Origin of the sequence: [Zimmermannella] alba NBRC 15616 (assembly GCF_001570905.1) — a bacterium.
GTDB lineage: Bacteria > Actinomycetota > Actinomycetes > Actinomycetales > Microbacteriaceae > Pseudoclavibacter > Pseudoclavibacter albus.
Genome location: NZ_BCSO01000009.1, coordinates 15,175 through 29,815 on the forward strand (window position 1 = coordinate 15,175; position 14,641 = coordinate 29,815).

A 14,641-nucleotide genomic window follows, 5' to 3' on the forward strand; every position below is an offset into this window, starting at 1 on the left:
TGTCGGCATCGGAGCACAAAGCTCCACCACACGGGGGAGGCCCGCAACCTCGCGGCTCGGTAGTCTAGAAGCACCGATGACTGTCCGCAGCGAACGTCACTCGCTGCTGCAGCACCGCAGCTGCCCACCTCCACACCGCAGAGGACGAACCGTGCCCATCCCCGCAATGACCGAACTCGACTGGCGGCGCGTGTCGCCACGGCACATGGTTGTGGAGGCCGTCGGCGCGCTCCTCTGGATGCTCTTCTTCGCGGGCCTCACCGTGTTCCTCATCGTTGTCGTTGAGGTGCCACTCATCGGATGGATCTGGTCAGCCTGCTTTGCAGCGCTCGCCTTTGTTTCGATCTTCATGAGCTACTTCCGGGCGCGAGCGATTCGCTACGCGCTGCGCGAAGACGACCTCATCGTGCGTCGAGGCGTCTGGTTTGAGCATACGGTTGCGGTGCCGTACGGCCGCATGCAGCTCGTCGATGTGCGGCGCGGGCCGATCATGCGCCTGTGTGGGCTGTCCTCGGTGAAGATGATCACGGCTGCGGCGACCACGAAGGCAGAGCTTCCGGGACTCCCGGTAGCTGAGGCGGAGTCGATGCGCGACCACCTCGTCCGCGTCGCCGAAACGCGCCGAGCGGGCCTGTAATGGCGGCGCTCTCGAACGGACCTGCGGGCGAACCGCAGCACGCCTCGGCACAGGCTGCGCCAGCACACGCCGACAACGAGGCGAACGCGGCAGGGGAGTGGCGGCGCCTCCACTGGGCGACCCCCATCCTCCGTGGCGGCATCGTCCTCATCGCGCTCATCGCGTACGTCTTCTCGAACGGCGTCAACGGCTTCATCCAGACGATCCAGAACGACCGGCTCAGCGAGATCGAGTCGTCGCACACACCGACGCCCACCCCAAGCCCGACGGCAACGCCGAGCCCGTCTGACAATGGATTCTGGGATTCCATCCCATGGGACCAGCTCTACGGCATCATCAGCACCGCCGTCTGGATCCTTGTCATCATCGGCGCGGTTGTGTTCGGCTGGGCGCAGTGGCGCAGCCACCGCTTCCGCATCGGCGAGGACGCCATCGAGGTGCGCAAGGGCATTATTTCGCGCTCCGAACGGCAGATCCGCTTCGACCGCATCCAGGGCATCAACATCTCGAAGACTGTGCTCGGCGCGATCTTCGGACTCGCAAAGCTTGAGTTCGACGCGGCCGGTGAAGACGCGAATATTGAGCTCGCTTTCCTCAAGGTGAAGGATGCCGAAGCGCTCCGCACCGAAGTGCTCACACGCGCTTCCGGAGCGAAGCAGGCAAAGGCAGCGGAGCGCGCGACGACGGGCGTGAGGAGCGCCGACGAACCGCTCGTGGCAGATGAGGCGCACGCGCACATGGCGTCGGATGCCGCCGCACCGGGCGTCATTCCGACCCCCGCAGCGCAGTCGAACCTCGAACGCTTCCTCCGTGAACGCATCGGTGAGATCGCGGGCGGTGAAGCATCCCACGAAGACCCCGCAACGCGTTCGGTTGTCGAAGTGAGCCTCGCCCGCATCATCCTCTCGCGCCTCATGAACTTCGCGGTTGGGCTCGTCGCTACGCTCATTGCAATCGGCATCATCACCGCCGGCGTCGTAGTGACGGTCGTCGCCACCGGCGAAGACCTTCACAACGTGTTGCTCGAAGCGTCGATTGCCATCGGCTTCAGCTCGCTTTCTGCGCTCCTACCGTTGTTCGGTATGGCCTTCGGACAGATCCAGCAGCTCGCACGCTTCACGATCGTTGGTACGCCAGACGGCCTCCGGATCGGTCGCGGCCTGTTCGCAACGACGAGCGACACACTGCCGCCCGGTCGCATCCACGCGATCCGCGTCCACCAGCCGGTCCTGTGGCGGCCGTTTGGCTGGTGGCAGATGAGCATCATCCGTGCGAGTCGAACGAACTCGGACGGCTCCGGGCGCTCGAGCAGCGCACTCACGAACAACGTCATCCTTCCCGTCGGCACGCGTGACGATGTCCGCCGAATCATGGCGATTGCCCTTCCACTCCACGCAACACCCGGCTTCGCCAAGGCACTCGACGCGGGGATGACCGGTCACAACCGCAACACCAACGACGGCTTCATCCCCGCTGACCACACGACGAAGTGGCTGCACCCCTTCCTCGCCCGTCGCGTCGCGTCCCAGCTCGAAGCTGGTGTGCTCATCATGCGCAAGGGAGCGTGGCAGCGTTCGGTGACATTCGTGCCCACCGAACGTATCCAGTCGGTCACCGTGTCCCGATCGCTCCTCGACCGGATGCGCGGCACCGTCAACCTCAAGGCAGATGTTGTGCCAGGAGCGTTCGCGACCGCGGTTCGCTTCGTCGTCAGTGAGCGCGCCGACCAGATGCAGGATCGCCTCATCGACATCGCCCTGGAGGCTGCCGAACGCGACAACTCGCACCGCTGGGCGGACGCCGCGGCGCGTTCGACGATCGCGAGTGCCCGCATTCAGGCCGAACGTGCGCTCGCAGCCGGCACCCCGGTGGATGCCCGCACGAGCGCCGTGCTGCAGGCCGCCGAAGAGTGGGATCGCGAGCACCGCCACGATGAGGACGACTCCCTCCTCATCACCGCGCCGGAGGCTTCCGAATGGCCTGCCGTGCACGAGGAGCGAGCGGGCGAATAGCGGGCTGCCGGGTGCGTCCGCAATACTCGAAGTGATCGGATGGCATCCAGCAGGCCGGGAGGACGCAATGGCTCGACGTGATGGGCGACTCGGCGTTGGCATCATCGGCACCGCCCCGATCGGACCAGTGCTCGCGAACGCACTCGCCGGCGCGGGCCATGCGCTGATCGGCATCGCTGCCGAGGATGAGCATGCGCGCGAACGCGTCGAAGCGATCGTCCCCGACGCCCCGATCCTCGACGAGGCGCACATTGTTGAGCGGAGCGAACTTGTCGTTCTCGCCTGCGACGACGACGAGCTGCCGGGACTCGTCGAGCGCCTCACCGAGGCGCACGCTTGGGTGCAGGGACAGCTCGTGCTCCACACTGCACCCGGTTACGGGACGGCGATCCTCGCGCGGGCCTTCGACGCCGGCGTCATCCCTCTCGCCGTTCATCCCGCCTTTGACGTGACCGGCACCTCGCTCGACCTCACGCGCCTCCGCGAGGCTTGGTGTGCCGTCACCGCGCCGCGCCCCGTGCTCCCCATCGCGCAGGCCCTCGTCGTAGAGCTTGGCGGCGAACCCGTCATCATCGCCGAAGAAGACCGTGCCACGTATGCGGACGCTCTCGCCGCGGCAACCAGCTTCACCCGCTCGGTCATCAAGCAGTCCACCGAAGCCCTCGCCGGGATCGGCGTCGAGACCCCCGGTTTTTTGATCTCCTCGCTTGTGCGCTCGGCGGTCGACAATGCGCTTGCGGATGCGAGCCCCCACCTCCCCGAGCCAGACGACTTCGTGAGCGACGACCTCTGAGGCAGTACAGGTTGGCAGATTCTTTGCCTCTGTCCCGAATTCGAGGGGATAGGCAACATATCGGCAAATCTGTGCACAGAGCACCGTGCCGCGTCGCGGGGTCTACCCTCGAATTGTGACGACGATTCTGAAGACCATCGCCGAGGCGCGGGAAGCTCTCGTCGACCCGCGCACGAATGGCACGATCGCCCTCGTCCCCACGATGGGTGCGCTCCACGAGGGGCATCTCTCCCTCGTCCGCCTCGCGAAAGAACACGCAGACTTCGTCGTCGTCTCCATCTTCGTGAACCCCACCCAGTTCGGGCCCGGTGAAGATTTCGACCGCTATCCGCGCACCTTCGACGAGGATGTCGCGCTCCTTGAGGGCGCAGGCGTGGATGCTGTGTTCGCGCCCGCTGTCGACGAGATGTACCCGAAGGGCCTCGACCAGACGCTCGTCACCGGGGGCCCCGCAAGTCGCATCCTCGAGGGTGCACACCGTCCCGGCCACTTCGACGGTGCACTCACGATCGTCCACAAGCTCGTCAGCATCATCGACCCCGACCTCGCCGTCTTCGGCGAGAAGGACGCCCAGCAGCTCTTCCTCGTCCGCGCCATGGTGGATGACCTCAACCTTCGCACCGCCATCGTCGGCGCCCCCATCAACCGCGAAGACGACGGCCTCGCTCGCTCGAGCCGCAACCGCTACCTGAGCGCAGCGGACCGCGAGCTGGCTCTGCGCCTCTCGGCAGCACTCCGCGCGGCAGACGGGGCAGCGGATGCTGACGCTGCCCGCCAGATCGGCCGCGAATGTCTCGATGACAACGGTATAGTCCTCGACTATTTCGAACTCGTCGACCCGAGTACCTTCCTCCCCGTCGAGGGTGCGCACACGGGCACTGCGCTCGCGGTACTCGCCGCCCGCGTCGGCACAACTCGTCTCATCGACAACCAGCTGCTCATGCTCGGGGTATCTACAGCAGTCAATTGATCGAAGCTGTGCGCTTCCCTTATGCTTGCTGAGAAAACGAGTCGACAACGGGGCCGCTCGTGGACCGAAAGGAACGCATGTCGAAGTCACGACGCGTTGCGATCAGCTCAGTGTGTGGTGTGGGGGCGCTGCTGCTCTCGCTCACAGCGATGCCGAGCGCCTTCGCCGCATCCCCCTCTCCCTCGGACGCTTCCGGGGAATCTCTCGTCAACCCTGTGGCCGTCACGAAACCGCTCACCCCGGCGCCGCTCGTGGGCGACGACGGTCGCATCATCGCGAGCGATGACGGTGCGCAACTTGACGCGGAAGCCGAGCAGCTCATCAACAAGATGCGCGACCGCATCCAGGCGGGTGACCTCTCGGTGAACGCTGAACAGCTCGCGCAAACGCTGCAAGCGGGCGCTGTTGCGACGCCCAAACCGAGCGCGACAGTGCCGGACCCCCTCAACGGCTCGGCACAGCCTGCAGATCCGGTGAACTATCGCATCCCGGCGAGCGCGAACGTGTTTGCGAACGGTTCCGGGGGCTACACGATTCCGCGCCCCACGCCGGGTGGTCATGCCGTCGGCAATGTGCCTGCGGGGCTCGAAGAGTTCTACGCGCAGCGCGTCACCTGGGGAGACTGCACGAGCTACGACCCGGCTGGTGGCGACCTTTACGCTGAGGAAGGTATTCAGTGTGGCTACGCGATTGTGCCCCTTGACTACAACAACCCGGGCGGTCCGACTATCGCCATCGGCATGTTGAAGCGTCCCGCCTCGAACCCTGCCGAACGTATCGGCACACTCTTCATGGATCCGGGCGGTCCGGGCAGCTCGGGCATGGGGCTTGCGCTCGACATGGAAGGCGTCGGTGCCGTGCAAGACCGCTTTGACCTTGTTGGCTTTGACCCGCGCGGCGTTGGTTCGTCCCTTCCGATGATCCGTTGCGAATCGAATGCCACCTTTGATGCCATCCGCCAGGGATCTGACACCCTGACGGCTGCCCAGCAGAACCAGCTGCTGCAAGCGAAGACGAACGACTGCTACGAGAACACGGGCGCAGCGTTCGGCATTGACGGCCACGACTTCATCTCCCAGAGCGGCACGGGCAACGTCGTGCGCGACCTCGACGTGCTGCGTTCTGTCGTCGGCGACGAGCAGATCAACTATCTCGGATACTCCTACGGCACCTCGATCGGTTACCAGTACATGATGGCGTTCCCGGACAACATTCGCGCCCTCATCCTCGACGCGGTCGTCAACCCGTTTGAGAACAACGAGGCAGAGCTTGCGAAGTATCAGCAGTACTTCGCGAATGTCCCGGTCACGGGCGACCTCGACCAGATCGCAGGTTTCCAAGCCACCTTCGAGCAGTTCATGGCCTCGTGTGCCGCGAATGACGGTTGGCCGCTCCAGGACGGAGGCCAGAAGATCCCCTGCGCGCTGGGAACCTCGGGGGACACGGCCCAGATGCTCGCCAAGTATCAGTCCATCGCGCAGCAGGCGTGGGGTGGAACCGCGTACGAGACGAAGGAAGCGAATCCCGTCGATCGACGTCCGCTGAGCTTCGCCGACATGACGCAGGGAACGATCATGGCGATGTATTCGGAGCGGCTGTGGCCCGTGCTCAACGCTGCCCTCGCGGCACTTGAGGGAAGCGGCGACGCCACCACGATGATGCTGCTCGCCGACAACTATTACAACCGCGATGCCGCCGGTGAGTACGAGCTGACGGATGCTGCGTTCCGCACGATCTGGTGCACCGACCGTGGCACCCCGCCGGGGAAGAACGATGACCCCGCCGGACTGTCGGCAGAAATGGCGGAGCAATACCGTGTGGCACCGTTCACTGATCCGGGCCTCACCGCGGATGGCACCCAGAGGGGCATCGAACCCGTGAATGACTGGTGCACCTATTACCAGGACCAGTTCACGATGCCTGCCGGCCAGTCGCTGGAGGCGATGCCGAATGTGCTGTTCATTGCCGGCTCGTATGACTCGGCGACGCCGTATCACAACGGCGTGGTGGCAGCCGCGGCTTCGGGGACGACCCTTCTGACGGTTGCCACGAACTCGCACGGTTCGTTCCTCTCCGGGTCGGAGTGCGCGACCGCCATCGGTGAGCGCTACCTGTTTGATCTGGTGGTGCCGAATGACATCCCTGGTCAGTCGGGCATGAACACGAAGGACATCTACTCCAACAAGATCACCGGGAATGAGTGCCAGGTGCATTCGTTCCGTCCTGAACCGACCCTTTCATCTGCGCGAGGGGCTGGCGGTGAGCTGGTGACGCTGAGTGCGAGCGGTCTCGTGCGCAACATCGAGTACGAGCTCGCCCTCCCGGCTGAGTTCGGTGGGATGAGCGTGAAGGGCACCTCTGACGTGCACGGTGCTTTGACCCTGACCGTGCAGCTTCCGGCGGGTGTCGCGGCGGGGGACTACCCGATTTCGATCGTGCCGTCTGACCTCGCCGACAACGACCCTGTCGTCAAGGCGGAGGCTGTGCTCACGGTCGTGGGCGCCAGCAGCGGCGCCCAGTCGCCGACTCCGAGCGCCAGTGCGGCCGCGGCTCCTGACAGCCCGGCTCCGAGCATGCTGCCGGAAGCACGCGACGGGGGTTCGCTGTCCACGACCGGTATTGACGCATCCCTGCTGTGGATGACGCTCGCTGGGGCCGTCGTGCTTGCCGCGAGCGGTCTGATCCTGCGCCGCGGTGCCAGGGTTGACGAAGAAGCTAATTCATAACGTCGCATATTGAAGCGGTGGCCCGGTCGAGATGCCGGGCCACCGCTGTGCGTGGGTGGATTGTGCTTGCTGTCGTGTTCGCCTGCTGCAGTCATTGCTCCGGGAGATGTTGGGGCAAGCAGGCGAACCTTCCGTCCACAAAACAGTGGACAATAGAATCCCCGCCCAACAAACGCAGGAGTATGAATTGGCTGAGCAGCCCACGCCCGCAGACCCGACTGAGCTCACCGAAGCCGAGGCTTCGGAGCAGAAGCAGGTGCGCCTGGGCAAGCGAAAGCGCATGCTCGAGGAGGGCGTGAACCCGTACCCGGTGTCGCTGCCCATCACGCACTCGATCCCCGAGGTCGTCGCCGCCCACCCGGTCGCCGAGCTTGAGCCCGGCGCTGAGACCGGGGATGTCGTTGCCCTCGCTGGCCGCGTCATCCACGTCCGCAACACCGGCAAGCTCTGCTTCGCAGCGCTCCAGGCTGGCGGCGGCGAGCGCATCCAGCTCATGCTTTCGCAGGCAAACGTCGGCGAAGACGCCCTCCAGCGCTGGAAGGAGCTCGTCGACCTCGGCGACCACGTCTTCGCCAAGGGTGAGGTCGTCGTCTCCAAGCGCGGTGAACTCTCGATCATGGTCGACGAGTGGCAGATGGCTTCGAAGGCGCTGCGTCCCCTCCCGAACCTCCACTCGGAGCTCAACGAGGAAACCCGCGTCCGCGCTCGCTACCTCGACCTCATCACGCGCGAGGCGGCCCGCCAGACGGTTCGCACCCGTGCCCTCACGAACGCGTCGCTGCGCGACACCTTTGCCAAGCACGGCTTCCTCGAGGTGGAGACGCCGATGCTGCAAGTCATGCACGGTGGTGCTGCGGCTCGTCCCTTCGCAACCCACTCGAACGCCTTCGACACGGAGCTGTACCTGCGCATCGCACCGGAGCTCTACCTCAAGCGCGCCGTCGTCGGTGGCCTTGAGCGCGTGTTCGAGATCAATCGCAACTTCCGCAACGAGGGTGCTGACTCGACGCACTCGCCCGAGTTCGCGATGCTCGAGGCGTACGAGGCCTACGGCGACTACAACTCGATCGCTGACCTCACGCAGGAGCTCATCCAGAACGCAGCCATGGCGGTTGCGGGTTCGCACGTCGTCACCTGGCACGACGGCACGCAGTTCGACCTCGGTGGCGACTGGGACCGCCTCTCGATGTACCCCTCGCTCTCGGATGCTGCGGGCGTGAAGATCACTCCCGAGACCCCGATCGAGGAGCTTGCCGCACTCGCCGAGAAGGCTGGCGTTGAGGTGAACGCCAAGACCGCGACGCCGGGCAAGTACGTCGAGGAGCTCTGGGAACACTTCGTGAAGGAGCACCTCGAGCGTCCGACCTTCGTCATGGATTTCCCGCTCGACACCTCACCGCTCACCGCGAACCACCGCGAGGTTCCGGGTGTTGTCGAGAAGTGGGACCTCTACGTTCGCGGCTTCGAGCTCGCGACGGGCTACTCGGAGCTCGTCGACCCGGTTGAGCAGCGCGCCCGCTTCGTCGAGCAGGCGAAGCTTGCTGGCCGCGGTGACGACGAGGCGATGCCGCTCGACGAAGACTTCCTTGCCGCGCTCGAGCACGCGATGCCGCCGTCGGGTGGCATGGGTATGGGCATTGACCGTCTCCTTATGGCCCTCACGGGTCTTGGTATCCGTGAAACGGTGCTCTTCCCGCTCGTCAAGTAGCGCTCGCGCAACTGAGCTGATCGCAACTGCGCGGCACTTGACCACCTCACAGCTGAGATGGTCGAGTAGCCGCGCAGCGGCGTATCGGGGACACGCGGTGTGGCAGTGTGTGCACGGGCGGTCTCGATACACCGCCTTCGGGCGGCACCGGGGGATCGAGTCGGCCGTGGGCCGTATCGAGATCTCGACCACCTCGCGTACGCGCGAGTAGACTGATCCGACCATGGATTTCTGGATGAACGCGCTCTGGTCGGTGACCCCGACCATCGTCATCGGCACTTTCTTCGGATTCATCATCCGCGCCTGCATCGTCGGCGACCGCAATGAGCGTCGTATGCGACAGCAGGTGGAAGCCGAAGAGCGCGCGCGTCTCGGCCTGCCGCCGAAGGAAGCCGCCGCGTCGAACGCAGCAGTCTCCACTGCCACGACCAAGTAACGCATCCACGGGGAGCCCCATGACCGGCTCAGCATCACTCGGCCGGCGAGTGCTCGAATGGCTCGTCCCGGCGCGCATCGGGATGCCCTTCCGTCGCGTGCTCGGCGCCAACACCATCTCGAACCTTGGTGACGGCATCCTCATCGCGGCTGGTCCGCTGCTTGCGGCAAGTCTCACCGACGACCCGTTCTTCATCTCGATTGCGGCGCTCGTCGTGCAACTGCCGTGGCTCGTACTGAGCCTCGGTGCCGGGGTGATCGTCGACCGCCTGCCGCGGCTTCCGCTCATTCACATCGCCTCCTGGGTGCGGGCCGCCGTTCTCACGGTCCTCATCGCCCTCATTGGGTTGAGCGTCCTCGACCTGCCGATGCTGTTCGTGTGCCTGTTTGCGCTCGGATGCTGCGAAGTGTTCCTCGACACGAGCTGGTCGTCGATCGTCCCCGACCTTGTGCCGTCGCGGGAACTTGGCATCGCGAATGCCCGCCTGAGCGCGAGTCACCGCATCATGAACCAGCTGCTCGGGCCAGCGCTCGGTGGCCTGCTCTTTGTTGTCGCCCACGCGATCCCGTACGGTGTGGCCGTGGTGACGACCCTGCTCGCGCTCGTCGTCATTGCCGGCATGCGGGTACCCGACCACCGTGATCCGGATGCTGCTGACTCGGTTGAGCAAGGTCTTGCTCGGCTCCGCACTGAGCTCGCGGAGGGCATCTCGTGGCTCTGGAACCACGCCCCCATGCGTGTGCTCTCGCTCACGCTCTTCGCCTTCAACATCACGTACGGCATCACCTGGGGTTTGCTCGTGATCTGAGCGACCCGGACGCTCGGGCTCGATGCGGGTGGCTATGGCCTCCTCATGGCGGTGAGCGCGGTTGGTGGTGTCGTCGGCGCTGCCGCCTACGGCTGGCTGGAAGAACGATGTAGCTACGGCCTCATCATGCGGGTGTCGCTGAGCCTCGAAGTACTCGTGCACGCAAGCTTCGCGATGACGAGCCACTGGGGCTTTGCCGTGCCGATCTTCCTTGTCTTCGGTGCGTACGACACGGTGTGGACCGGCATCAACCAGACGATTCGCGGCCGTGCCGTCCCGAGTGCGGTGCGCGGCCGCGTCTCGGCGGTGTTCATGCTTGCGAACTTTGGCGGTATCGCGATCGGTACCCCTATCGGTGGTGCCATCGCGAGCCTCACGAGCGTCTCAACGGCGATGTGGTGCGCGGCGGCAGGAACTGCGCTTGCCCTCGCCCTGGTGTGGCGGATGTTGCCGAAGATCGCGGAGGCTGGCGCGATGCCTGAGGGCACTGCGCAACCCCACAGCTAATTCCGGGATGCGGGGCCTAAGGTCGGCACGACCACTCGACCAGGCCGCCCCGACGGCATCCATGCTCGGAGATTTCATATGCGCACATCCGCTCGCTTGCTTGCGGCGTGCGCACTCCTCGCAGTCGGGTCTGGGTCGATGTGTGGATGCGTGGAGACCGAGGAGGCGACGGTCGATCCCCACGTCGCGGCAGTGGATGACACGCTCAAGCAGATCGACGGCGTCACGAGTGTGACCGCCGATGGTGAAGGCTCCTCCGGCAATGTCTACCTCACGGTGAACCTGGCCGAGCAACTCTCGCCCGAGGCACTCTCCGAGGTGGCCCGCGTCACGAAGGAATTCGTTGACACACCGCTGGCAGCTGCAGGAAGTGGTGCGACAGCCCACGCAGAACTCGTGCTCGGCAACGCGAGCTACAGTTATTTCGAGCCGAGCACCGTCGCGGATGTCGAGCAGCAGGTGTCGTACTGGTCGCAGCTGTCAGCGCTCGGCTTCTCATCCGTTCGCATCGACACACTGGATGTTTTTGTTGCTGGGCCAGGCCCTTCGACCGCCCCGGGCGGCGAAGCAGCAGCCGGTGATGCCGCGCCCGTGGAAGGGCATCTCGCCTCCGAGGTGCACGATGCCTTCGGGAATGCTGCAGTCGCGACCTCCTCCGCCTCGCCGAGCCCGAGCGCTCCGGAATACACCGACCCCGTATCCGATTCGAATGCGCCGCGCTACGTGCACCTCGATGCCACCTCGCCGAGTGGTGTTGACGATGCGGCACGCTTAATCGAATCAGCGCGCGCGATCGATGATCCAGGGGCGAGCGCGGGCGCGTGGGACCTCACGCTCCTCGACGGTCGCGTCCGCGGTGAGTTCCTGAAGCCCGAGATGCCGTCCTCGCAGGAGGTTGACCGCCTGGCCTCCTTCGGCGACGAGCTCGCGAAGCTCAAGGGTGAGAACGCCATCCACATCGTCGAATCGCCCAACGGCTCCACCGAGCGACGGGCAGAACTGGCCCTCTTCAACGACGAACTGAGCGAGCACTCCAAGACAACCATTGAGGATGCGTTCCTCGAGAGCAGTTCCGGTCGCGCCGTCGAACACATCCTCGGCACCCTCGACGACGGTGCCGGTAGCTGGCGCCTTTCGGTCATGGGAAGCCCCCTCACCGGAGCCAACAACTTTGAATTCGCTGTCGAAGTGAACGACTGCGTTTTCCACAGCGACGACAACTGGCGAAAGCTCAGCAGCCACCTCGGCAATGTGTGGCTTGCCCAGCGCGCGGGCGCCGATCCGCGGTCCGTCGCGACCGGCCGCTGCCACGTCTCACGCGGCGGCAACTAGGCGTCCCACCCTCCCGTCACCGCGGAGCAGGGTGTGGGACGGCGCGGGGATGACCTTTGCGCCCACCCCGGGCCTCATCCGCCGCTGGCGAACAGCGCCCCACAGGGCCGCGCGGCTCCGTACATTGGTTCGCATACGGCTCGCGACCGGTCCATCGTCGATCGAGGTCCTGGCCGCGAAGCAAGGAGGAACCGAATGTTCGAACGCTTCACCGACCGTGCGCGTCGCGTGATCGTGCTCGCCCAAGAAGAGGCGAAGGCGCTCAACCACAACTACATCGGCACCGAGCACATCTTGCTCGGTCTCGTCCGCGAGGGCGAGGGTGTGGCTGCCAAGGCGCTCGAATCGCTCGACATCTCGCTCGACGCGGTCCGCGCCCAGGTGCAGGACATCATCGGCCAAGGCCAGCAGAAGCCCACCGCGCACATCCCCTTCACACCGCGCGCGAAGAAGGTGCTCGAGCTCTCGCTGCGCGAGGCACTCCAGCTCGGCCACAACTACATCGGCACCGAGCACATCCTCCTTGGCCTCATCCGCGAGGGCGAAGGTGTTGCCGCGCAGGTGCTCGTGAAGCTTGGCGCTGACCTCAACCGTGTGCGCCAGCAGGTGAACCAGCTCCTCTCCGGTTACCAGGGCAAGGAGCCCGTCGCTGCCGGCGACCAGGGCGCCCCCTCGAACCAGGGCCAGGGCTCGGCCGTGCTCGACCAGTACGGTCGCAACCTCACCCAGGCCGCCGCAGACGGCAAGCTCGACCCGGTCGTTGGCCGCGAGAAGCAGATCGAGCGCGTCATGCAGATCCTTTCGCGCCGTTCCAAGAACAACCCCGTGCTCGTTGGTGAGCCCGGCGTTGGTAAGACGGCCGTCGTGGAGGGCCTCGCGCAGGCCATCGTCAACGGCGAAGTGCCCGAGACGCTCAAGGAGAAGCAGGTCTACTCGCTCGACCTCGGCTCGCTCATTGCTGGCTCCCGCTACCGCGGTGACTTTGAAGACCGCCTCAAGAAGGTCACGAAGGAAATCAAGACCCGCGGCGACATCATCGTCTTCATTGACGAGATCCACTCACTCGTGGGTGCCGGTGCTGCTGAGGGCGCGATCGACGCTGCCTCGATCCTCAAGCCCATGCTCGCGCGTGGTGAACTCCAGACGATCGGTGCCACGACCCTCGACGAGTACAAGAAGCAGTTCGAGAAGGATGCTGCCCTCGAGCGCCGCTTCCAACCGGTGCAGGTCGAAGAACCCTCCATCGCACACACGATCAACATCCTCAAGGGTCTTCGTGAGCGTTACGAGGAGTTCCACAAGGTGAAGATCACGGACGACGCGATCGTCGCCGCCGCGAACCTCGCCGACCGTTATGTCTCCGACCGCTTCCTCCCGGACAAGGCAATCGACCTCCTCGACGAGGCCGGTGCTCGTCTGCGCCTCTCGGTGCTTTCGTCGCCGCCGGAGCTTCGCGAACTCGACGAGAAGATCGCCGAGGTCCGCAAGGAGAAGGAAAAGGCGGCTGGCGAGCAGGACTTCGAGAAGGCCGCTTCGCTCCGCGACGATGAGAAGCAGCTCCTCGCTGAGCGTGTGCGTCTCGAGAAGCAGTGGCGTTCGGGCGATGTGCAGGCGTCGGGCACGGTGGATGCCGGGCTCATTGCCGAGGTGCTCGCGCAGGCCACCGGCATCCCGGTGTACAAGCTCACTGAGGAAGAGACCGCACGCCTCGTGTTCATGGAGGACGCCCTCCACCAGCGAGTGATCGGTCAGGACGAGGCCATCAAGGCGCTCTCGAAGACCATCCGCCGCACGCGTGCAGGCCTCAAGGACCCGAACCGTCCCTCCGGCTCGTTCATCTTCGCTGGCCCCACGGGTGTTGGTAAGACCGAGCTAGCGAAGGCGCTCGCGGAGTTCCTCTTCGATGACGAGTCGGCGCTCATTTCGCTCGACATGTCGGAGTTCGGTGAGAAGCACACGGTCTCGCGCCTGTTCGGTGCCCCTCCAGGATTCGTCGGCTTCGAAGAGGGTGGCCAGCTCACCGAAAAGGTGCGCCGGAAGCCGTTCTCGGTCGTCCTCTTCGATGAGATCGAGAAGGCACACCCGGACATCTTCAACTCGCTCCTGCAGGTGCTTGAAGAGGGGCGTCTCACCGATGGTCAGGGTCGCATCGTCGACTTCAAGAACACGGTCATCATCATGACGACGAACCTCGGTACGAAGGACATCGCGGGTGGTCCCGTCGGCTTCCAAGTCGAGGGCGACACCGAGACCTCGTACGAGCGGATGAAGGCGAAGGTCAACGAAGAGCTCAAGAAGCACTTCAAGCCCGAGTTCCTCAACCGCGTCGACGACACGATCGTGTTCCCGCAGCTGTCCGGCAAGGAGCTCCTGCAGATCGTCGACCTCTTCGTGAAGCGTCTCGCCGACCGCATGCTCGACCGCGACATGACCATCGAGGTGAGCGAGCAGGCGCGCAAGCAGCTCATCACGATCGGCCACGACCCGACGCTCGGTGCTCGTCCGCTGCGCCGTGCTGTGCAGCACGAGGTGGAGGATCTCCTCTCGGAGCAGATCCTCCGCGGCGAGCTCAAGGCGGGCGACCACGTCTCGGTCGACTATGACGGCACGAAGTTCACCTTCGAGACGCGCAAGCGCCTCGAGCCGGTCGCAACGGAATCCGCCACTGCCGAGTAGCGTTCGCGCGAACACACACGTCCCCGTTCCCTCTGC

At 65.0% G+C, this 14,641-nt stretch carries 10 protein-coding genes and 1 pseudogene; all 11 read left to right on the forward strand.

Annotated features, from left to right (window positions below; all coding sequences use genetic code 11):
• Nucleotides 1-151: 151 nt before the first annotated feature.
• The 11 genes and pseudogenes from ZAL01S_RS06885 to ZAL01S_RS06935 all read left to right on the forward strand — a co-directional run bounded on the left by ZAL01S_RS06885 (nucleotide 152) and on the right by ZAL01S_RS06935 (nucleotide 14,605).
• A complete protein-coding gene (locus tag ZAL01S_RS06885) occupies nucleotides 152-637 on the forward strand; it encodes a PH domain-containing protein (protein WP_244875360.1) in 486 nt (161 codons plus the stop codon).
• Nucleotides 637-2,649: a PH domain-containing protein gene (locus ZAL01S_RS06890; protein WP_066081643.1), complete on the forward strand. Its 2,013-nt coding sequence runs from the start codon at nucleotides 637-639 to the stop codon at nucleotides 2,647-2,649. Before ZAL01S_RS06885 ends, ZAL01S_RS06890 begins: the two co-directional genes overlap by 1 nt.
• A 67-nt stretch (nucleotides 2,650-2,716) precedes the next feature.
• On the forward strand, nucleotides 2,717-3,442 hold the full coding sequence (locus ZAL01S_RS06895; RefSeq protein ID WP_066081645.1) for a DUF2520 domain-containing protein: 726 nt from the start codon (nucleotides 2,717-2,719) through the stop codon (nucleotides 3,440-3,442).
• A 115-nt stretch (nucleotides 3,443-3,557) separates the two neighbouring features.
• Complete coding sequence (gene panC / locus ZAL01S_RS06900) at nucleotides 3,558-4,412, forward strand: pantoate--beta-alanine ligase (RefSeq protein WP_083523155.1); 855 nt, start codon at nucleotides 3,558-3,560, stop codon at nucleotides 4,410-4,412.
• A gap of 77 nt (nucleotides 4,413-4,489) precedes the next feature.
• Nucleotides 4,490-7,138: an alpha/beta fold hydrolase gene (locus ZAL01S_RS06905; protein WP_066081649.1), complete on the forward strand. Its 2,649-nt coding sequence runs from the start codon at nucleotides 4,490-4,492 to the stop codon at nucleotides 7,136-7,138.
• A 106-nt stretch (nucleotides 7,139-7,244) separates the two neighbouring features.
• The gene (lysS, locus tag ZAL01S_RS06910) at nucleotides 7,245-8,846 is read left to right on the forward strand and encodes a lysine--tRNA ligase (protein ID WP_083523156.1); all 1,602 of its coding nucleotides are present in this window, start codon (nucleotides 7,245-7,247) and stop codon (nucleotides 8,844-8,846) included.
• Nucleotides 8,847-9,069: 223 nt separating this feature from the next.
• Complete coding sequence (locus tag ZAL01S_RS06915) at nucleotides 9,070-9,282, forward strand: hypothetical protein (protein WP_066081653.1); 213 nt, start codon at nucleotides 9,070-9,072, stop codon at nucleotides 9,280-9,282.
• 19 nt (nucleotides 9,283-9,301) lie between these two features.
• Nucleotides 9,302-10,090 carry an MFS transporter gene (locus tag ZAL01S_RS06920; protein WP_066081655.1) on the forward strand — a complete coding sequence of 263 codons (789 nt, stop codon included), beginning with the start codon at nucleotides 9,302-9,304 and terminating at the stop codon, nucleotides 10,088-10,090.
• 18 nt (nucleotides 10,091-10,108) lie between these two features.
• Nucleotides 10,109-10,597, forward strand: a pseudogene (locus ZAL01S_RS06925) (MFS transporter); the annotation flags it as partial.
• Nucleotides 10,598-10,747: 150 nt separating this feature from the next.
• Nucleotides 10,748-11,929, forward strand: coding sequence for a hypothetical protein (locus tag ZAL01S_RS06930; RefSeq protein WP_066081659.1), 1,182 nt, complete (start codon nucleotides 10,748-10,750; stop codon nucleotides 11,927-11,929).
• A gap of 195 nt (nucleotides 11,930-12,124) precedes the next feature.
• Complete coding sequence (locus ZAL01S_RS06935; RefSeq protein ID WP_066081661.1) at nucleotides 12,125-14,605, forward strand: ATP-dependent Clp protease ATP-binding subunit; 2,481 nt, start codon at nucleotides 12,125-12,127, stop codon at nucleotides 14,603-14,605.
• Nucleotides 14,606-14,641: the final 36 nt, after the last annotated feature.

Excerpts from the sequence above, each read along its gene's own strand:
- ZAL01S_RS06890 (WP_066081643.1), top strand. The coding sequence starts at position 637 with ATGGCGGCGCTCTCGAACGGACCTGCGGGCGAACCGCAGCACGCCTCG.
- ZAL01S_RS06895 (WP_066081645.1), top strand. The coding sequence starts at position 2,717 with ATGGCTCGACGTGATGGGCGACTCGGCGTTGGCATCATCGGCACCGCC.
- ZAL01S_RS06905 (WP_066081649.1), top strand. The coding sequence starts at position 4,490 with ATGTCGAAGTCACGACGCGTTGCGATCAGCTCAGTGTGTGGTGTGGGG.
- lysS (WP_083523156.1), top strand. The coding sequence starts at position 7,245 with ATGTTGGGGCAAGCAGGCGAACCTTCCGTCCACAAAACAGTGGACAAT.
- ZAL01S_RS06915 (WP_066081653.1), top strand. The coding sequence starts at position 9,070 with ATGGATTTCTGGATGAACGCGCTCTGGTCGGTGACCCCGACCATCGTC.
- ZAL01S_RS06920 (WP_066081655.1), top strand. The coding sequence starts at position 9,302 with ATGACCGGCTCAGCATCACTCGGCCGGCGAGTGCTCGAATGGCTCGTC.
- ZAL01S_RS06935 (WP_066081661.1), top strand. The coding sequence starts at position 12,125 with ATGTTCGAACGCTTCACCGACCGTGCGCGTCGCGTGATCGTGCTCGCC.